Origin of the sequence: Myxococcus sp. SDU36 (genome assembly GCF_030168875.1) — a bacterium.
GTDB classification, from domain to species: domain Bacteria; phylum Myxococcota; class Myxococcia; order Myxococcales; family Myxococcaceae; genus Myxococcus; species Myxococcus vastator.
The window spans coordinates 2,519,747-2,537,898 of sequence record NZ_CP077414.1; the positions used below are offsets into that span (position 1 = coordinate 2,519,747).

19 protein-coding genes are annotated in these 18,152 nt (G+C 69.5%); 4 read left to right on the forward strand and 15 right to left on the reverse strand.

Annotated features, from left to right (window positions below):
- Positions 1 to 7: 7 nt before the first annotated feature.
- The 3 genes from KGD87_RS09705 to KGD87_RS09715 are packed head-to-tail and all read right to left on the reverse strand — an operon-like array spanning position 8 to position 2,796.
- On the reverse strand, positions 8 to 520 hold the full coding sequence (locus tag KGD87_RS09705; protein WP_284667176.1) for a hypothetical protein: 513 nt from the start codon (positions 518 to 520) through the stop codon (positions 8 to 10).
- Positions 521 to 570: 50 nt separating this feature from the next.
- Positions 571 to 1,590, reverse strand: coding sequence for a hypothetical protein (locus tag KGD87_RS09710; protein WP_284667177.1), 1,020 nt, complete (start codon positions 1,588 to 1,590; stop codon positions 571 to 573).
- Between the two features lie 60 nt (positions 1,591 to 1,650).
- Positions 1,651 to 2,796 (reverse strand): AI-2E family transporter, encoded by a 1,146-nt coding sequence (locus KGD87_RS09715; protein ID WP_284667178.1) that lies wholly within the window; start codon positions 2,794 to 2,796, stop codon positions 1,651 to 1,653.
- A gap of 104 nt (positions 2,797 to 2,900) precedes the next feature.
- Here KGD87_RS09715 and KGD87_RS09720 point away from each other — a divergent pair, with 104 nt between their 5' ends.
- Positions 2,901 to 3,374, forward strand: coding sequence for a hypothetical protein (locus KGD87_RS09720; RefSeq protein WP_284667179.1), 474 nt, complete (start codon positions 2,901 to 2,903; stop codon positions 3,372 to 3,374).
- A gap of 31 nt (positions 3,375 to 3,405) precedes the next feature.
- On the opposite strand, the gene KGD87_RS09725 is transcribed toward KGD87_RS09720, so the two are convergent.
- From KGD87_RS09725 to KGD87_RS09755, 7 genes are all read right to left on the reverse strand, one after another.
- Positions 3,406 to 3,525 (reverse strand): hypothetical protein, encoded by a 120-nt coding sequence (locus KGD87_RS09725; protein WP_002636551.1) that lies wholly within the window; start codon positions 3,523 to 3,525, stop codon positions 3,406 to 3,408.
- A 42-nt stretch (positions 3,526 to 3,567) separates the two neighbouring features.
- Positions 3,568 to 4,920, reverse strand: coding sequence for a DmpA family aminopeptidase (locus KGD87_RS09730; protein WP_284668609.1), 1,353 nt, complete (start codon positions 4,918 to 4,920; stop codon positions 3,568 to 3,570).
- Between the two features lie 100 nt (positions 4,921 to 5,020).
- Entirely contained in the window at positions 5,021 to 7,210 is a 2,190-nt protein-coding gene (locus tag KGD87_RS09735) for a D-alanine--D-alanine ligase family protein (protein WP_284667180.1), read from the reverse strand.
- Complete coding sequence (locus KGD87_RS09740) at positions 7,195 to 7,839, reverse strand: RDD family protein (protein WP_284667181.1); 645 nt, start codon at positions 7,837 to 7,839, stop codon at positions 7,195 to 7,197. The genes KGD87_RS09735 and KGD87_RS09740 overlap by 16 nt, the downstream gene beginning before the upstream one ends.
- On the reverse strand, positions 7,836 to 8,225 hold the full coding sequence (sglS, locus tag KGD87_RS09745; RefSeq protein ID WP_255217070.1) for a type IV pili motility protein SglS: 390 nt from the start codon (positions 8,223 to 8,225) through the stop codon (positions 7,836 to 7,838). The genes KGD87_RS09740 and sglS overlap by 4 nt, the downstream gene beginning before the upstream one ends.
- 192 nt (positions 8,226 to 8,417) lie before the next feature.
- A complete protein-coding gene (gene hemB / locus KGD87_RS09750; RefSeq protein WP_284667183.1) occupies positions 8,418 to 9,386 on the reverse strand; it encodes a porphobilinogen synthase in 969 nt (322 codons plus the stop codon).
- Between the two features lie 62 nt (positions 9,387 to 9,448).
- Complete coding sequence (locus KGD87_RS09755; protein ID WP_255217069.1) at positions 9,449 to 9,658, reverse strand: hypothetical protein; 210 nt, start codon at positions 9,656 to 9,658, stop codon at positions 9,449 to 9,451.
- Between the two features lie 300 nt (positions 9,659 to 9,958).
- Here KGD87_RS09755 and KGD87_RS09760 point away from each other — a divergent pair, with 300 nt between their 5' ends.
- From KGD87_RS09760 to KGD87_RS09770, 3 genes are read left to right on the forward strand one after another with little or no spacing between them, the layout of a single operon-like run.
- The gene (locus KGD87_RS09760) at positions 9,959 to 10,846 is read left to right on the forward strand and encodes an ABC transporter ATP-binding protein (protein WP_284667184.1); all 888 of its coding nucleotides are present in this window, start codon (positions 9,959 to 9,961) and stop codon (positions 10,844 to 10,846) included.
- Positions 10,843 to 11,679, forward strand: coding sequence for an ABC-2 transporter permease (locus KGD87_RS09765; protein WP_284667185.1), 837 nt, complete (start codon positions 10,843 to 10,845; stop codon positions 11,677 to 11,679). The genes KGD87_RS09760 and KGD87_RS09765 overlap by 4 nt, the downstream gene beginning before the upstream one ends.
- A gap of 1 nt (position 11,680) precedes the next feature.
- The gene (locus KGD87_RS09770) at positions 11,681 to 12,793 is read left to right on the forward strand and encodes a hypothetical protein (RefSeq protein ID WP_284667186.1); all 1,113 of its coding nucleotides are present in this window, start codon (positions 11,681 to 11,683) and stop codon (positions 12,791 to 12,793) included.
- 51 nt (positions 12,794 to 12,844) lie between these two features.
- Here the strand turns inward: KGD87_RS09770 and KGD87_RS09775 are convergent, their stop codons facing one another.
- The 5 genes from KGD87_RS09775 to KGD87_RS09795 form a co-directional block, all read right to left on the reverse strand.
- The gene (locus KGD87_RS09775) at positions 12,845 to 15,181 is read right to left on the reverse strand and encodes an exonuclease/endonuclease/phosphatase family protein (RefSeq protein WP_284667187.1); all 2,337 of its coding nucleotides are present in this window, start codon (positions 15,179 to 15,181) and stop codon (positions 12,845 to 12,847) included.
- Between the two features lie 84 nt (positions 15,182 to 15,265).
- Complete coding sequence (locus KGD87_RS09780; protein ID WP_284667188.1) at positions 15,266 to 16,291, reverse strand: hypothetical protein; 1,026 nt, start codon at positions 16,289 to 16,291, stop codon at positions 15,266 to 15,268.
- Positions 16,291 to 16,707, reverse strand: coding sequence for a hypothetical protein (locus tag KGD87_RS09785; protein WP_284667189.1), 417 nt, complete (start codon positions 16,705 to 16,707; stop codon positions 16,291 to 16,293). Before KGD87_RS09785 ends, KGD87_RS09780 begins: the two co-directional genes overlap by 1 nt.
- A 190-nt stretch (positions 16,708 to 16,897) precedes the next feature.
- The gene (locus KGD87_RS09790; RefSeq protein WP_284667190.1) at positions 16,898 to 17,551 is read right to left on the reverse strand and encodes a hypothetical protein; all 654 of its coding nucleotides are present in this window, start codon (positions 17,549 to 17,551) and stop codon (positions 16,898 to 16,900) included.
- 124 nt (positions 17,552 to 17,675) lie between these two features.
- Positions 17,676 to 18,056 carry a DUF4190 domain-containing protein gene (locus KGD87_RS09795; RefSeq protein ID WP_163780373.1) on the reverse strand — a complete coding sequence of 127 codons (381 nt, stop codon included), beginning with the start codon at positions 18,054 to 18,056 and terminating at the stop codon, positions 17,676 to 17,678.
- Positions 18,057 to 18,152: the final 96 nt, after the last annotated feature.

The window sequence follows — 18,152 nt, forward strand, 5'->3', positions numbered from 1 at the left end:
ACACGCGTCAGCGCGTATCCGACTGTGCTCGCGCGAACGCCACCGCCTGAGTCAGCGCCTTGGAGCTGGGAAAGAGGCTCCGCGCCCGCTCCTCCACCTCCAGCGCCGCGTCCAGTTGTCCCTGCGCGCCCAGCGCGTGAATCCACCCCGCCCACGCCTCTTCCAGCAAGGCCATCGCCGCGCTGGCCGCGGAGGAGAAGGCCCGCTCCGCCTCGTCGGGCGCCTGGCGCACGGAGACCAGGAAGTGCCCCAGCGCCAGCAGGGGCTCCGGGGCTCCCGCGGAGACGTCCGACGCGGAGCGGAGCACCTGCTCGGCCTCGGTCGCCGCGGCCTCCGGGTCCGCCGCGTCGTGCCTTCCGGCCAGCAACGTGCGGCTCAACGACAGGAGGTTGGGGACGAACGCGGGACAGCCGTGCGCCAGCGCGCGGTACGCGTAGAGCCGGTGTCCACCCTCCAGCGGCTCCGCGTTCGCCAGCTTCCACTTCCTGCGCAGCTCCTGGGGGGACACGTGCTCGGACATGTCCGCACCCTACGCCTCCGCCGCGCCCGAGTGGGAGCCAGCAACGCGCCTCAGTAGGACGCGGTGATGCCCCAGTGCAGACTGGAGTACGTCTCCGCCGCCACGCCGCCCTCATCCCAGCCCAGCCTGGTGCCGGCGCCGGAGAACGTGTCCTGGAAGCGGGACAGGCGGAAGCGGACCGAGTAGCCGAAGGGCCCCCAGAGGTCGCCCCCGACGCCCAGCTCCGCCTCCCAGCCGAAGCTGGACACCGACGTGCCGTAGTCGCTGACCTCCGCGTCCAGCGCCGCGCCGCCGCCGCCCAGGCCCTTGCCCGGCTTCGGGCTCAGGAAGAACTGCCCCGCGCCCTCCAGCCGGACCCAGCGCAGCAGCGGCACCGACACCTCCAGCCCCACGGCGGGGAACAGGCGGTGCGTCCCGGCGAGCGGGCTGTTGGCGGACGCGTCCACGTCGAAGGCGCGGGTGAGCAGGCCCGCGCGCAGCCCCGCGTAGCCCGGCGGCGCGTTCGACGCCTCCGCGCCGAAGTCATGGCGGTACAGCGCCTGCGCCGTGAGCACCGAGTCCGTGGCCACCACCGCGCGCGTGGTCGACTGGCCGGCGTCACCCACCAGCGTCACGTTCGTGGAGGAAAACCCGCGCCGGTAGCCCAGCGACAGGCCCAGTCCCCGCAGCAGGGACGCGCTGTGCGCCAGCGGCAGCAGCTCCAGCTCGGCGGCGATGCCCAGGTACGGCACCGACGACGCATAACTCACCGTGTCGCCCAGGCGCTCGTTCGCCGGGAGCCGGTCATATTCGCCACAGGACTTCACGCCGGGCCGCGCGCAGTAGTTGCGCCACGTCGTCGTGCCCCCCAGCGTCAGCCGCGCCAGGGGCGGGCGCGCCGGCCCATCCCCCACCGTGCCGCCCGAGCCCGTGTCCAGCGACACCTCCAGGAAAGGGTCGGGGGTGGTGTGCGACTCCGGGTCCACCGCCATGCCCTTCCGCTTCGCCGCGGCGGCCTGCGGCGAGGCCAGCGCCACCACCAGGGCACACCACAGCCCCCAGCGAACCATCGAGTGTCGGGCGGTCGTCATTCCCCAGGGAGGTTCACCCACCCCGTCGGGGAAGTCCAGGCTCCGCGGTGCTCCCGCCGCTCAGGCGTTGAACGTCGCCGCGGGCCCCATCGCCTGCGCCGCGGGTGGCCTGCGGGAGGACATGGGAGGCGTCGCCGTGCTCCCCTCATCGGCGGACAGGTCCTCGGCGCGTCCAATGCCCAGGAAGTCGCGGCGGTAGATGCGGACCATGGCCATGAAGATGGAGGCGATGAGCGGCCCCACCAGCAAGCCCATCATCCCGAACACCGCCAGCCCGCCGAACATGGACAGGAAGACGAGCAGCGGGTGCAGCGCCATGCGCGAACCACACAGCCGGGGCCGGATGACGTTGTCGATGCTGCCCACCAGGAAGGCGCCCCAGGCCAGGAGGAAGACGCCCTCACCCACCTGGTTGGCGGCGATGAGCACCACGCCAATGGGGCCCCACACCAGGGCCGTGCCGCCCACGGGCACCAGCGCCACCAGCACCATGGCCGCGCCCCACACGCCGGCATGTGGCACCCCCGCGATGAGCAGCCCGACGAAGCCCACGGCGCCCTGGATGAGCGCGGTGAGGGTGTTGCCATAGATGATGGCGTAGGCGACGTCGGTGAACTCGCGCGCGAAGGCCTCGAAGTAGCGCCGGTCCAGCGGGATGAGCCGCATGACCTCGGCCACCAGCCGGCGGCCGTCGAGGAAGAAGTAGTACATGGCCACGGACATCAGGAACAGGTTGATGACCAGGTCCGTGCCCGCCGCCGCCACGTCGCGCAGCAGCGACGCGCCGCCCGTCACCGCGGCCAGGAGCGCCCGCTCCGTCTCCGCGCTGTCCGCGTCCAGCCGGAGGTAGCGCTCCAGGCCCAGCGGCAGGCTGGCGAGGAACGGGTGACGCAGGTGCTGCTGCTCCAGCAGGGCCTGCGCCTGGCCCACGAACTGGAACACCTCGCGCGCCACCATCCACCCCACCAGCGCCAGCGGCGCCAGGATGAGGACGAACACGGTGACGGTGGACACCCCGGCGCTGAGAGACTTGCGTCCCCCCAGCTTGTGGCACAGGGAGTCCTGCACCGGCATGAACAGCACCACCAGGAAGCCGCCCAGCAACACCGGCATCAGGAACGGCAGCAGAATCCTGGAGAAGAGAATCAGCGCCAGGGCGAAAAGCCCGGCGAATACAAAGTTGGACCACCGCCTCGAGTCAGCCACCGCCCCACCCCACCCTACGAGCCCACCGAACGCCGCCCTTTCCCAACGTAGGAACCGGCCGTCCCACCGGGAAGTCCGGCTTCCGTCTCAAGGAGAACCAAGTCATGACTTCTGGACGTTTCGCCCTCTTCTTCGCCGGGTTGCTCCTGCTCACCACCGGCGCCTGTGGCGGAGAAGCTCCCCCCTGCACGGAGTGCCCCGCCGTCGAAGGCCGCTACCGGCTGCAGTTCAACCCGGACGCGGGCGTGCCTTCGGAGTGCGCGCTCCTGGGGGTGGACGTTCCCACGGGTGAAGTCCTGGACATCGCCCGCTCGGGCGAAAACCTCGCCAGCCGGCTGGCGGGCGTCCCCGTCCGGGGCACCATCACCGCGCAGGGGACCTTCCTGATGACGGGGACGGGAGCGCCCTCGGCGAACCGGACGGACACGCTGACGCTCACCGGCAGCTACATGGCGCCGCTGACGGATGGCGGGACGGCGTCCATCGCCGGCGTCCTCACGGGCAGCTACGTGCGCGCGTCCGACACGGGGGGACAGCGCTGCAACGTCAGCAGTCCGTTCTCGGCGACCCGGGACTGAGCCACGGGCCGCACGAGCGCGGTCGGGACGACTACTTCTTCTTCGACTCGGCGGCGGCCTTGGCCTCGGCCTTGTTCTTCTTCGCCCGCTTCTTCCAGGCCTGCTTGATCTTCATCTGCACGCGACGGTGCTTGCTCTTGCTGCGGGCCATCTGTGACTCCTGTGCTCCATACGGAGACGTGAAAAGAGGGGCTTAACTATCAGAACCCGCGGGGCTCCCGGAAGAGGAACCCTCGGGCCCCCCCGGCTCGCCGGGGTCGTCCGGTGCCGGACGGGTGGGAAACGGGATTCCCTCGGCGCTCCGGACCTGGGTCGGCCGGGCGGTGGACGCCTTCACGTCCCCCTCCCGGTCCTCGTTGCCGGGCCGCTCCCTGGCCGCCGGGGCGCTCGACTGCTGGGGGCGCTTCTTCACGGAGGCGAAAATCGGCTTGTAGGCGTCCAGGAAGCGCCGGACCTCGTCCAGGGGGAGCGCCGGGCAGTGGTTTCCGTTGGCCCCCGTCATGGACGTGGCCATGCACATGGCGTTGAGGATGGCCTCCTCGGTGGCCTCCATGACGGCCTCGTAGAGGGGGTCCAGGCGCTGGTCCAGGAGGAGCTTCAGCTTGTAGACCATCTTCTGGGTGCGCCGGGGGATGATGTTCGCCGTGGAGAAGCCGACGACAATCTCCCCCGAGCCGTGCGCCGCGTAGCTGCCCACCCGGCCAATGCCCAGCGCCACGCGCTTGCAGAGGCGGTTGATTTGATGGCTCAGCAGCGGCGCGTCCGTGGCCACCACCGCGATGATGGAGCCGTACGTCTGGCCGCGCTTGGGCGTGCCCTTGAACTTCTCCGCCAGCACCTCGCCCACGGGCAGGCCGCCCACGCGCAGGTTGTGCATCTTCCCGAAGTTGGACATCACCAGCACGCCCAGCGTGTAGCCGCCGAGCACCTCCGGCAGCTTGCGGGAGGACGTGCCGATGCCGCCCTTGAAGTCGCACGTCACCATGCCCGTGCCGCCGCCCACGTTCCCCTCGGCCACGGGGCCGGAGGAGGCGGTGTGAATGGCCTCGAAGACATGCTCCTCGCGCACATGGCGCCCGGAGATGTCGTTGAGCCAGGAGTCGTCGCACTCCCCCACCACGGGGATGATGACGTCGTGCTCGTCGCCGATGCCGGGGTAGCGGTCCACCAGGTAGCGCGCCACGCCGTCCGACACCGCCCCCACCGCCATGGTGTTGGTGAGGAGGATGGGCGTCTCGATGAGGCCCCACTCCATGAGCTGCGTCATGCCGGAGACCTCGCCCGCGCCGTTGAGCACGAAGCCGCCGCCCGTCATCCGCTCCATGAAGATGTTCCCCTGGTTGGGGAGGATGGCGGTGACCCCCGTGCGCACCGGACCGTGCCCGGGGCGCAGCGGGCCCTCGCCCCGTATCAACGTGCTGTGCCCGACGAGCACCCCCTCCACGTCGGTGATGGCGTTGAACTTGCCGGGCTTGAAGCGCCCCAGCGGCAGGCCCAGCTCACGGGCCCGGACGCGCGGACCGGTCTCCTCGGGGATGTGCACCATGGAGGCGGACACTAACCGACCACTCCCCACCGTCAACCACTCCACCCGGCCCCGCCCGCCGCCTCGGTGGGCGGACTCGGGCCGGGGCGTCACGTCGGACTCAGGCCTTCGCGTCCACGCGCGGGGACGGCTCCGCCGCTGGGGCCGCCGGGGTGGGCGCCGTCGCGGCCACGGGCTGCGCGGCGGCGGGCGTCCCCTCCTCCAGGGGCGCGCTCTTGCGCAGCACCGAAGCGGGGTGCTCGCTGGCGGCGCGGCGCGCCTCGCGCTCCTTGTAGCGGCGGATGGCGGGGGCCATGATTTCGCCGATGAGCCCCCGGTAGTCCATGCCGGCGCCCTGGGCGATGAGCACCAGGTCGCTCCAGCCCGGCGTCAGGCCCGGCAGCGGGTTGCACTCGATGAAGTAGATGCGCCCCTTGTCGTCCATGCGGAAGTCGATGCGCGCGACGTCGCGGCATCCCAGCGCCATGAACGAGCTGCGCGCCGCCGTGCGCAGCCGCTCCAGCAGCGCGGGCTCCAGCTTCGCCGGCGCGTCGTAGCGGATGCGGTCCGTCCAATCGAGCTTGTGCTGGAAGCTGTAGACGGGGTTCTTCTCCTCCCGGTCCAGGAAGACGATCTCCATGGGCGGCAGGACGCGGGGTCGCCGCTCGCCCAGCAGGCCCACGGTGAACTCACGGCCGCGGATGTACTCCTCGATGAGCGCGGGCTGCTGGTACTTGCCGGCAATCTCCCGCACCACCTCGCGCAGTTCCGCCTCGCTGTGGCAGACGCTCTTGGTGACGACGCCCTTGGAGCTGCCCTCCGCCACCGGCTTCACGATGAGCGGGAAGCTGGTGAACTCCTTGTTGAGGCGCTCCTTGCCCGTCGCCATGAGCTGGAAGTTGGGCGTGAGGATGCCCGCCTGCCGGACAATCTTCTTCGCCAGGCCCTTGTCCAGGGCGATGGACAGCGTGGCCGGGTCCGAGCCCGTGTACGGGATGTCCAGCAGCTCCAGCAGCGCCGGGACCTGGCTCTCGCGGTTGCGGCCCTTGAAGCCCTCCGCGATGTTGAACACCACGTCCAGCGGCGTGCTCGACAGCACCGAGGGCAGCTCGGCCGTGGCCTCCAGGTCGATGACCTCGTGGCCCCACGACGCGATCGCCTCGCGGATGGCCTGGAGCGTGTTCGGCGAGTCGTACTCGGCCTCGCTGTCCTCCACCGTCTCCGCCGTGGCCGTGGGCTTCACGCGCTTCACGTTGAAGCTGAAGCCCACGCGCAGCGGACCGCTCTTGCGCGCGGGCTTGCCCTGGCGGCGCGACGAGTCCTTGATTTTGTACCGCTTCGCCGCGCTGGTGATGATGGAGTTGATGACCCCATCCAGGTGCAGGCCGTCCAGCTCCGCGGACGCGTAGATGCCCGCGCCCGGCTCCAGGCTGGGGAGCGCGTTGATCTCCAGAAAGTACGGCACGCCCGCGTCACTCAGGCGCACGTCGATGCGGCCCAAGTCACGGCAGTCCAGCGCCTGGTACACCTTCTGCGCCATCCGCCGGATGTCCTCCGCCGTGCGAGGCGGAATCTGCGCCGGGGCGCGCACGCTGACCGCGCCCTCCCGAGACGTCTTCAGCGCGTAGTCGTAGATGGCGTACTTGCGGCCCTGCGTGGCGACCGGGTCGATGACGTACTCCACCGGGGTGAGCACGCCGTCGTAGTCGTTGTCCACCGACTCCAGGAACGGCACGGCGAGGTCGCGGCCGGAGATGTACTCCTCCACCAGCACGCCGGACGGGTACTTCTCCAGCGCGGAGGCCACCTTGGCGCGCACCTCGTCCAGCGTCTCCGCGATGGAGTCCTGGGTGATGCCCTTGGAGGAGCCCTCGAAGTTGGGCTTCACGATGACGGGGAAGCGCAGGTTCTCCGCGGACAGCTCGCTGAGCTTCTCCACGTACTGCCAGCCGGGCGTGCGGATGCCCTGCTTGGACAGCACCAGCTTGGTGAGCTGCTTGTCGAGCGTCAGCGCCAGCGCGTACGCGTCCGAGCCCGTGTACGGGAAGCCCAGCTCGTCGAAGAGGGCCGGATAGAAGGCCTCGCGGAAGCGGCCGCGGCGCCCCTCGGCGGTGTTGAAGATGAGGTCCGGGCTGTAGGCCTCCAGCCGCGCCACGGTGCGCGAAGCCGGGCCGCTCACCTCGAAGCGCTCCAGCCGGTGGCCGATGCGCTCGATGGCCGCCGCGAGCGCGTTGACCGTCTCCTGCGTGTCGAACTCCGCCTCTTCTTCCAAATCAGACAGCCTGAGGTTGTGGGTCAGCGCGATGCGCACGGGTACCCCCTTCGCTTCCTGAACGACGAGCGTCCACGGCGCACCTTCGCCGCGGACATGAGCCTTCCGGAGGCGCGCTCATGCGCGACCGGCGTGCGAGCTGCAACGGTTACGCCCGCGACAACCTTCCCGTCGACCACCTGCGTCTGCGCCCAGGTGTCGCCCAGCCGCCAGCCCAGCGGATCCCTCAGCACGCGCCACGCCTCCACGCCTCCGATGACGAGCAGCCCCGCCGCCGCGGCCACCGTCCCATGCGGCGCGGGCATCATCCCCAGCAGCACGATGAGCGCCAGCGGCGCGTTGCGCAGGGTGCTGTCGCGGTGCCGCGCCGCCGAGCGCGTGGGCAGGTGCATCACCTTCACGCCGAAGATGCGCTTGCCCACGCTCTGGCCCTGGAGCATCCCGTCCGCCAGCAGCAGGAACAGCAGCGCCACCACCGCGCCCGCCGCCCCCCCCACCACGTACAGGCCCCACGCCACCGACACGTCCACCGCCCGCGCGCCGCCGCGCAGCCAGAGCGAGGCCTTGGGATAGGGGGAATCGGGTTGCGCCTCTCCGGACACCAGCCGCAAGGCGCGGCCACCCTGCCTGCTGGCCGCCATGAACACGCGGCTTCGCGCGGTGCTCACTCCTCCGGCTCCAGCGTGAGGCCTTCCTCGCGCGGCTCGGGCTCGTCCAGTCCCGCCAGGCGCGCCAGCCGTTCGTGGGCGCTCAAAGGAGAAATCATGGGCGCGGCCCACTCGGCGTGCTCACGCGTGTACTCCGCCGCGAGCGCCGCGGTGGGGCTGCCCGTCTCCGACATCCGCATCAGCCGCCCGCGCGCCGCGTCTTCATCGTGCTCGGCGGGGCCGCCCTGGCGCGTGAAGAGGATGAAGGCCATGGCCGGGCGCTTGGAGGACTCGCGCATCGCAAACTGGATGCCGTCGAGGCTCCAGCCCTTGGCCGTCCACTCGTTGAGCGTGCGCTCCAGGGCACCCTCGTCCACCGTGGACAGCTCGACCACTTTGTACTGCAAGGGTCCTGGGGGGGAGACACGGACCGCGCGACCGGCGCCGGACCGCGGCTTCGCGGTGCGCCGGCGTTGGGGCGGGGGCTTCTGGGACTTGCGTCCAGGCCGCTTGGGGGTTGGCATCGTGCGACGCGCATTTGGACGCAACGCGCGCGGCGGATCAAGCGTCAACCCGCCGCGAGTCCGTCCGGCTGTTGCCTACAGGAGCTTCGCTGCTTCCAGGGCGTGGTAGGTGATGATGAGGTCGGAGCCGGCGCGCTTCATGGACGTGAGCGTCTCCAGCATCACCCGCTCGTAGTCAATCCACCCGTTCTGCCCGGCGGCCTTGAGCATGGAGTACTCGCCGGACACGTTGTAGGAGACGACGGGCAGCTCCCAGCGCTCGCGCACGGCGCGGATGACGTCCAGGTAGGCCAGCGCGGGCTTGACCATGATGAGGTCCGCGCCCTCCTCCACGTCCAGGGCCACTTCCCTGAGGGCTTCGCGGAAGTTGCCGGGGTCCATCTGGTAGCCCCGGCGGTCGCCGGAGGTCGGCGTGTTCTGGGCCGCCTCGCGGAACGGCCCGTAGTAACCGGACGCGAACTTGGCCGAGTAGGCCATGATGGGCAGCTCGCCGAAGCCCGTCTCATCCAGGGCGGCGCGGATGGCGGCCACCCGGCCGTCCATCATGTCCGACGGCGCGATGATGTCCGCGCCCGCCTTCGCGCAGCTCACGGACATCTTCGCCAGCAGCGGCAGCGTGGCGTCATTGACGACGTGGCCGCCCTCCAACACGCCGCAGTGGCCGTGGTCGGTGAACTCGCAGAGGCAGACGTCGACGATGACCTGGAGGTCCGGCTCGGCCGCCTTGATGGCCTGGATGGCGCGCTGGACGATGCCGTCGTCGGCGTAGGCCTGGGTGCCGCGGGCGTCCTTGTGGTTCGGGATGCCGAACAGGAGGACGGCGGGCACGCCCAGCTGCCGGGCCTGCCGGGCCTCCGCGACGACGTGCTCCAGCGACAGGTTGAAGATGCCCGGCATGGAGACGATGGGACGGCGCACGTCCCGGCCCTCCACGACGAACAGGGGGTAGATGAAGTCGCTCGGGTCGAGGCGCGTCTCGCGCACCATGTCACGCAGGACGGCGTTGCGGCGCAGGCGGCGGGGTCGGTGGATGGGATAGGCCATGGCGTCGCCGGTATAAACCGGCGGCGCCGCGCCTTCATCGTTTCTGGCCCCTGCTCGCCTGCTCAGCCTGCGACGAGCCTCCAGCTCCGCTGATGGTTGCGCGCCTCCCGGGCGTGGCGCTGCGCGCGGCGCTCGGCGATGTCCGCTTCGTGCAGGGCGCGGGCGTAGCGCACGCGCGCCGCCTCCGTCCCCGTCGCCAGGTCCTGGTCGGCCAGCGCCAGCTCGCGGCGGGCGTCCAGCAACTGCTGTTCGATGCGGTCCTCGTACGTCATGTCCGGTGCTCCTCGGGGCATGGGGTCCGCCGCCGGACATTGCATGGGCCGGACCGTGGAGCTCCAAGGAACGCGGAAGCCGCCAAGTCCCCGGAACAACGAGGTACCGCGGCGCGGCAGGCACAGCAGGCGTGCGAAGCGGCTTTCCCACGGGCGCGAACGGAGCGCCGCAGGGGGTCGCCAGGAGACCGCTCCGCCCACCCGGGCGACCGCCCGGCAACCTGACGCAATCAGTGGACGGCCCGGTCGTCTACATTCCCGACCGTGACAAGCCAGGCACCCGCCATCGAAGTGAGGGGATTGAGGAAGACGTACCACCGGGCCTTCCGGAAGGGAGGCACCGAGGCCCTCCGGGGCATGGACCTGACGGTGCCGGAGGGCAGCGCCTTCGGCCTCATCGGCCCCAACGGCGCGGGCAAGACGACCTTCATCAAGAGCATCCTCGGCATCGTCCAGCCCACGGAGGGCGCCATCCGCGTCCTGGGCGGCTCGCCCGAGGACCCGCGCATCCGCGCCCGCATCGGATACCTGCCCGAGCGCCTGCACCTGCCCGGCACCTGGACGGCGCCCGCCTTCCTCGCGACGGTGACGCGGCTGAAGGGCCTCCCCATGGCCCCCGCGGTGAACCTGCGCCTCCTGGAGCGCGTGGGCCTGTCGGACGCGGTGGGCCGGCGCATCGGCGGGTACTCCAAGGGCATGCGTCAGCGGCTGGGCCTGGCCGCGGCGCTGGTGGGCACCCCTTCCCTGCTGGTGCTGGACGAGCCCACGGACGGAATCGACCCCATGGGACGGATGGAGGTGCGGCGCATCCTTCAGGACGAGGTGCGGCGTGGGACGACGCTGTTCCTCAACTCGCACCTGCTGGCGGAGACCGAGCGGGTCTGCGATCGCGTCGCCATCCTCGCGGGAGGCCGCGTGGTGCGCGAGGGCCGGCTGGAGGACCTGGCGCGGGGCGGCGTGCGGTGGCTGGTGCGCTTCGCCCCCGGGGCGAACACCGAGGCCCTGGTGGCGGCGGGGTTCATCCGAGGCGCCGCGGAGGGACAGTACGTCGTCGAGGCAGAGGACCCGGCGGCGCTCAACGGAGCATTGGACCGGGCACGCGCGGCTGGGGCATTGATGGTGGAGCTGCGGCGTGACGGAACGGACCTGGAGTCGGTGCTGATGGGAACAGTGGAGGCCGCGGCGTGAAGCCCATCCTGGGAATCGCGGGCTACGTGCTCCGTGAGGCGATGTCGCGCAAGTTCATCCTGGCCTTCATGGTGGGCATCACCCTGGTGCTAGCCGTGGTGGCGCTGAGCTTGCGCATCGAGGTGGTGGATGGGGCGCTCGCGGCGTCCCGGCTGTTCGGCGAGGAGCTCCGCTCGAGCATCCGCTCTGTCGACGTGGCCCTGCGGCCCGTGTACCAGGCCGCGGCGTTCCTGGTGTTCTACGGCGGCATCCTGTTCGGCATCGTCGCGTGCTCGGACTTCGCGCCGTCGCTGATGTCACCGGGGCGCATCGAGCACCTGCTGGCGCTGCCGATTCAGCGCTGGCACCTGCTGGCGGGGACGTTCCTGGGCGTGATGGTGCTGGCGCTGGGCGGGACGCTGTATGGGACGACGGGGCTGGTGCTCATCTTCGGCGTGAAGGCGGGGTACTGGACGGCGGGGCCGCTCATCGCCGGGCTGCTGGCGTGCGTGGGCTTCGCGGCGGTGTACGCGGTGATGCTGACGGCGGCGACAATGGTGCGCAGCGTGGCGCTGTGCGCGGCCTCTGGCTTCGTCTTCCTGGTGGGAGGCATCATCGCCGGCTACCGGCAGCAGATGACGCCCTTCTTCGAGGAGGGCTTCGGACGCGAGGCCTTCCGGGCGGTGACGCTGGTGTTGCCGCGGCTGTCCGCGCTGGCCATGGCCGCGGGCGACATCGCCGCGTCCACGCCGCTGGAGGTGCATTCGCTGGGCATGCTGTTGCTCGGCGTGCTGGTGTTTGGATTCGGGGCCCTGGCGGTGGGGTTCTGGCGCTTCGAGGGAAAGGACTACTGACATGGACAACCGTGGACGCCGCCGGGTGTGGCTCGTCGTGGCGGCGATGCTGTTCGTGGTGGCCGCGGTGTTGATGTTCACCGGGCAGGGCGAAGCGCCCGCCATGGAGACGCCGAAGGTGGAGTTCCCCCGGCGGATGCGGGCCCCCGAGCGGGAGCGCGCGGAGCGGCGCCGGACGCAGGTCCTGCCCGTGCAGGTGGACGCGGGCACGCAGGAGCGCGCGCGGCCCAGGGACCCGCTGCTGGCCGCCCTGCCCCGCGGAGAGGGCAAGACGGCGGTGGTCATCGAGGCGAACGCGCTGCGGCACTCGCCCATTGGTGAGCTGCTGCTGGACTGCCTGATGCGGGATGGTGGGAAGCGGCTGGAGGAGCTGCGAAACCTCAGCGGCGTGGACCCGCTCCAGGATTTGGACCGCCTGGTCATCACCGATGATGGGATGATGCTGTCGGGCAACTTCGGCAACGCGAAGTTCAAGGAACTGCTGGGGGAGCGCGTGTCCATGGACTACGGCGAAGGCGCCCGGGTGTACGAGCCGGGCGACATGACGGTGACGCGGCCGGATGGGAGCACGGCGCGGCGCCGGAGCGAGGCCGCGGTGGCGACGTGGAACAACGAGCTGCTGGTGATTGGCAAGTCGCCGGACGAGGTGAAGGCGGTGGTGGACCGGGTGGAGGGGCGCGGCCCGGACGAGCCGCCCGCCATCTCCGAGGGCAGCACCTACGGGGAGATGTACGGCGTGCTGTCCGTGGACCAGCTCGCGCGGCTGTTGCCCAAGGAGCAGGCGGAGCTGGCGGAGCGCATCCGCAAGGTGGCGCAGAACGTGGAGCTCCACGTGGACGCGAGCGGCGACGTGGCCATGGTCGCCGAGGTCCGCGGCGCGAATGGCGACGAAGTCACCGACCTGGGCAAGACGCTGGGCGCCGCGCTGAGCATGGCGCGCATCAAGGCGCAGGCGGAGGGTGAGAAGGATTTGGCGCAGCTGCTCGACTTCGCGCGCGTCCAGCCGGATGGGACGTCGTTCAAGCTGGAGATGGCGGTGCCGCTCGATGTCATCCAGAAGCGACTGGCGTTCTGCAAGGAGGAGCGGAGCGCGGCGGAGGCGGCCGACCGGTAGGCCGCGAGTCATTGCTCCCGCGTTGCCCACGACGCTGCCGTCAGGGCCGCGCTACGTCGCCGGCCGGGGATTGAGCATCGTCCACTGGACACGCGTCCCCGGAGGATGGAACCGCAGGAACCTGTCCAACGTGAGCGGCCGCGTTTCTGGCCGCCACGACGTCCAGAGAATCTGGTCCTGGAAGGGCTCACACTTCAAGACGAAGTACCCGTCCTGGTGCCGATCCACTTGACCCACGCAGGTCGCCACGCGCGTCTCTCCCTCATAGGAAGGCAGGTACTGGTCCACGGCCTCTGACGTTGCGCCGAAGTCGATCATCTCGTCGAAGTGGAACACTGCCTCCACGGAGGGCCGGGTGACCGATTGCCTCAAGGCGAGCGTCCGCGCCCTTCCCTCGCGGTCCACATTGGGATTCGTCAGGGCTCGGGCCTGCGCCTGCAACGCCCGGGTATGCGGTGACAGCGGGGCCACCAGGATGTCGCAGACGATGGGCAGGTGGTCGCTCACGTACTTCCGATAAATGTAGAACGCCTGGTGCTTCGTGGAGAGCGTTCCGAGCTTTCCCTTCTGGGGGTCGTCGTCCGGGAGGTCGAACTCCGACAGGTTCGCCTCAATCCAGGAGATGACATCCAGCACCGCGGCTGAGGCCACGTGCGACTTCAGCGCGCTCCCCTTGAGGAAACAGTTGTCATAGGCGCTGCTGGTGAAGGCGGCGGTGTCTGGCGCCTTCTGCCTCCACTTCGAGGCCCCATGGATGCTCGCCAGCGAGGTCGCGATGCCATCCGGGATGAGCGCCTCGAAGCGGCGCGTGCTGAAGTCCTCGTACAGGGCATTGGCGATCTTCTGCTGCCCGCTGGGCTTCGGGACGCCTGGAGCCCAGTCCAGGTTGAAGTCACCGATGACCATCACGTCCTCTTCGTCTTCGAGCTTCTTCGTCGACCCGGTGCCGGCGTTCATCAGCTCGCGCATCGCGGCGGCGCGGAGCTCCACCCCCGCCAGGGTGGAAGGGCCGAACGGGCCATGAAAGGCCACGAGGTACATCATGTGGCTGGTGCCGAGATACGGCAGCCACAGCTCCACCGGGAGGAGATAGGGACAGCGCCCGTAGAAGCCGATGCTGTTGTCCTGATAGCCCAGGAGCATGCCGGCCTTGAAGACCGGCATGCCGTGCGACGTGTCCTCCTCGCCTGGCGCACGCATCACCAGCCGCGCCGCGGCGGACTTCACCGACACGAGCTTGTCCTTCATCCAGACACCCATCGAGCTGGAGCCCTGGGTGCCTGTCCCCTGCCGAAGGAGGATGGAGTAGCTCTCCTGACAGGTGCACATGTAGAACGTGAGCGCATCCACGGCCTGCCGCAGGTTCTGGAGCGGAGTGGTGTACGCCCCAAAATCCTCACAGCTCCCACAAGAGCCAGACCCCAGAGACTCGCCACACGCGCATCGCTTCAGACGAAGCACGAAGCGCCAGTTGTCCTGCGGCGGACACGTGGAGATGTCCGTGCTCCAGTCGAGCTCCTGCTCACTCCAGTCGTCCTGGACGTAGACAAGCTTGTAATAGCTCCGCACCGGGAGGACGGCGTCGTCGCGCAGCTGTTCCATCCACGCCTGCGTGGGCGCGCCCTTCAAGTCGACACACAGGCCCTTGAGCAGCTTGGGGTGATAGCCGTAGTCCCCCAGGAACTTCTTCAGGCTCGCGTTCTTCCGAGCGCGCTCCGCGGCAGCGTAATATCGAGAGTCCGCCTTCAGGTTCTTGGCCTTCTTCTTTGTGAGCCGCGTGAGGGCCGCCGACTCCTTCTTGGTGAGCTTCTTCGTCTTCGTCTTCTTCTCGAGGCTCTCGATGCGGTTCAAATCCCGGACGTCCCGCTGCAGCTTCACCATGGCGGGCTCATAGATGCAGAGCTTCTTGGGTGGCAGCCAGCGCTTCCCCGTCATCTCGCTGACGTTCTGCTGGTAGGTCAGCGGCTCGCCGCCGTCGAGCAGGTCGAACTGCGCGCCGCCGTCATCCTCGTCGAGGGCGTCATCGTCCTCATCGTCGACCGGGACAACGCCGTCGTCATCATCCTCATCGACATCGCCGTCGTCATCCAGGTCCTCCTCGTCAACGGCCTGCTTCCACCCCTTGGTGCCAACATGGCCCGTCTCAATGGCGTTCATGTTGATGTAGGAGTCCGACCGGCTCTCCAGCAAGATGCAGACGTCGGCGCTCACCGCCTCGAGCACCTTGTTGATGACCTTGTTGACGAAGGGATTCCCCAGGCTCCTCCCAGCCTCGAAGGTCTGCACGTTCCAGCTCACCACCGTGAACACCGCGGGCGGCAGGGGGAGGTTGATGACCGTCGTATGGCCTTCCGGGTCCGAGAGGGCCACGCTCCGTCTTTCCACCACGGAGAGCGCTTCCTGGTGGAGCTCGAGCTGCGCCTGTCTCCGCTTCTCCAGAACCTCTGCAACAGTCAACGGGCCCGCCATGAATCACCCTTGGTCGTGGAGTGCGAAGAGCGCCCCGCGGACGTCGTCGTCGACGGCATCCGAGTGAGGCAGGGAGACCGCGGACCGGAAGCGATGCAGCACGCCCTTCGCCACGTCGTCGAACGTGCCATCGGAGGACGCACACGGGAACCCCAGGTTGCGCAGCCGCTGCTGGACGCCCCGGTCGTCCGACAGCGGCAACAAGGCGCCCACGGGGAGGTCGAGGCGCGTCGCTCCCTGGTCGAGGACCAACGTCACGCGGGTCGTCTGCGCGGGGACCACCGTGTCGATGTACCCATTCCGCGTGGTCCCTTGCTGAGAGGGTGCGTCTGGCACCTCCAGCAGATAGGGAACGCCGTCCTGCGGCTCGAACCCGACCGCCAGCCGCAGCCGCAGCCGGGACACGCCGCCATTGAAACGAAGCACGTAATGGAATCCCGCGGAGACCTGGAGGGTCGCGGGCTCCCTGGGAGGAATGTAGAGCGTGTCTTGAGCAGCGAGCTGGTTCCGCCACCGCCGCTGGGCTCGCAGTGTCCCATTCTGGGGGGCATCCCAGATCGTCTCCGGGAGGTGTCCCCGGCCCAAGGCAATCGTGTCCACCCCTTCGCCAGGCTGCACGACGTGCATCGCCTCCGGAAAAGCCAAGGGCGGGAGCACGCTCCACTCCGCGGGCTGGCTGCTCAGCACCCACATGGACGAAAGGGCCTCCACCAACGGAACGTCCAACGTCCGCCGGTCCAGCCCCAACAAGGTCAGCGGGTAGCTGGTGGCCTCCAGCCCCTCGAAGCGCACCGCCCCGAAGGCATTGCTCTTCAGCCGGTACACGGTCTGCCCCCAGGCCAGCTCGAGCACCTGGTCAGGGAGGGCCCGCCCCTGGAGGTCGACGACCGAGACCTCGATGGCCATCTTCTCCACGGGCCGGCACGGCACCATGGAGCCAGACACCGGCGTGCTCCCGAAGGTGCTCCGCGACTGCGTGTTCGCCGTATCCAACTGAAAGGATGAAACGCCCAGGGGTGTCGAGAACATCAGCGCCGCTCCGCGTCCGTGGCCGACTCGAACCGCTGCCGGGCCTCACGCTGTTGGAGCTCGAGCGCAAGGCGTCGCTGGAGCTCCTGGACGCCCAGCTTGAGCCGGTACGAGGCGGAGGGGATGGACGTGTCACGGAGCAAGGCGCCCAGCCACGCGCTCTCGGGTTCGGACGCGAAGTCCCAGCCGAGCACCGCGCAGAGGTTGACGTAGACGCTCACGTCGCCCCGGGTCTCCAAGCCCACGGAGACGGCCTCATCAACCGCCGCGCGGAGGGACGTGCGCAGCGATTCGCGGGGCTGCATGGCCACGAAGGCCGGGAAGTGACGCTGGAGATGGCCTTCCAAGCCAGCCAGGAACTGGTCCTGCCGGTGGGCGTCCAGCACTCGAAGCTGTTCGGCGCGGAGGGTCAGCATGTGTCCAGGACCGGGGAACGAGTCGTCGAATGAAGCGGCGGCGCAACGAGGTCCTTGGCATAGCAACCAACGCGCCACCGGCCCCGCCGCTGGACACGGGGGGCATTGGAGACCGGATGGTCTGGGCCGCGTGCGAGCGGGACGCGCGAGCGTCCCCCCATGACGCGAGCAGCGCCCGTACCTTCAGGAGTCAGGGCTGGAGCGACGCGCCCGCGTCTTCCTGTTCACGACGGCGCAGATTGGCCGCTGCGTTCGCCGCCTTGAAGAGCGTGACGACGATGAAGGCGCGGATGACAAGGGGGAAGATGGGCAGGCGCCCTCCTTGCGAGAAGGAATCCGCCAGTACGAAGAGCGCGTCGGCGATGTACAGGAGGCCGGCGAGCATGGGCGCCGCCCGGGTGCCCCGGTAGGTGAAGAAGCCAAGCACCGCGACCACCAGCCCAAAGAGGAGGGAGCCCAACCCCATCCCCGCGGCCTCCAGGAGGTCACTCCGCGCCACCATGGCGACGACACCGAGCAAGGTGTTCAGGCCCGCCAGGAAATAGAGCAGGTGCGCCGCGCGCTTGACCTGCTGCGCCGGGTCCGTGTCCGACCCCGGAACGACCTCCCCGTTGCGCACCACCTCCAGGCCCGTGCGAAACGCGCCACTCTGGAGCAGGACGTTCAGCGTGCTTCCGTCAGGGAGGTTGAAGAACACCCCCCGCTTGAGCTCGGCCGCCCCGCCGTCCAACGTTCTCACGACCTTTCCATCCAGGGTGACGGTGAACCGCTTCCACCCCCAGCCCCACGACAACTCCAAGCGAGGCGGCCCCCCCGCCTCCAACGCCAGCTTCTTCGAACCCATGTGAACCCCCTCCTTTGACTTCGACCCCAAACGGGGTCAGGAGGGCGAAGCTAGCTGTCCTGTGGACGGCCTTGCAAAGCCTCGGGCGCTTTCGAGGACGCCGTGACGACGCCAGCCGGCCCGCTCAGCTTCGCGAAGCCACCCCGAGACCGATGATGACCAGCATGGCCACATGGAACCAGCCCACGTTACGCGCGAGCACGGCCCAGCCCTCCCCTGAGCCCGGGGCGGTGCCGCGCCGGATGGCCGCCAGTTCCTGGTAGCCCAACACGAGGCCCACGAGCCCCGGCACGAACCCGATGAACCCCACCGTGGCGAAGATGAGCGCCAGCGTCGCGCGCTGGGAGGGCTTCTCCCCCAGCGCGACGGTGTGGCAGTGAAGGCAGAGCATGCGCCCCACCTGCCACCTGCGGCAGCCTTCACACAAGAAGGTGCCACAGCGGCTGCACGTTCCCTCCGCGGGGCGCTCGGGATGAAGGGGGCACAACGCGACCGTCGCTTCCATGCCCTTTCTCTACCACGGCGCGCTCCGAACGTTTGTTTGATATAGCGTTGCCCGCTGGCGCTCCCAATTCCATGCGAGCACAGCCTCCTCAAGGGA

Excerpts from the sequence above, each read along its gene's own strand:
- KGD87_RS09795 (WP_163780373.1), bottom strand. The coding sequence starts at position 18,056 with ATGGAAGCGACGGTCGCGTTGTGCCCCCTTCATCCCGAGCGCCCCGCG.
- KGD87_RS09770 (WP_284667186.1), top strand. The coding sequence starts at position 11,681 with ATGGACAACCGTGGACGCCGCCGGGTGTGGCTCGTCGTGGCGGCGATG.
- KGD87_RS09780 (WP_284667188.1), bottom strand. The coding sequence starts at position 16,291 with ATGTTCTCGACACCCCTGGGCGTTTCATCCTTTCAGTTGGATACGGCG.
- KGD87_RS09730 (WP_284668609.1), bottom strand. The coding sequence starts at position 4,920 with ATGGTGCACATCCCCGAGGAGACCGGTCCGCGCGTCCGGGCCCGTGAG.
- KGD87_RS09790 (WP_284667190.1), bottom strand. The coding sequence starts at position 17,551 with ATGGGTTCGAAGAAGCTGGCGTTGGAGGCGGGGGGGCCGCCTCGCTTG.
- KGD87_RS09705 (WP_284667176.1), bottom strand. The coding sequence starts at position 520 with ATGTCCGAGCACGTGTCCCCCCAGGAGCTGCGCAGGAAGTGGAAGCTG.
- KGD87_RS09710 (WP_284667177.1), bottom strand. The coding sequence starts at position 1,590 with ATGACGACCGCCCGACACTCGATGGTTCGCTGGGGGCTGTGGTGTGCC.
- KGD87_RS09725 (WP_002636551.1), bottom strand. The coding sequence starts at position 3,525 with ATGGCCCGCAGCAAGAGCAAGCACCGTCGCGTGCAGATGAAGATCAAG.
- KGD87_RS09785 (WP_284667189.1), bottom strand. The coding sequence starts at position 16,707 with ATGCTGACCCTCCGCGCCGAACAGCTTCGAGTGCTGGACGCCCACCGG.
- hemB (WP_284667183.1), bottom strand. The coding sequence starts at position 9,386 with ATGGCCTATCCCATCCACCGACCCCGCCGCCTGCGCCGCAACGCCGTC.
- KGD87_RS09720 (WP_284667179.1), top strand. The coding sequence starts at position 2,901 with ATGACTTCTGGACGTTTCGCCCTCTTCTTCGCCGGGTTGCTCCTGCTC.
- KGD87_RS09755 (WP_255217069.1), bottom strand. The coding sequence starts at position 9,658 with ATGACGTACGAGGACCGCATCGAACAGCAGTTGCTGGACGCCCGCCGC.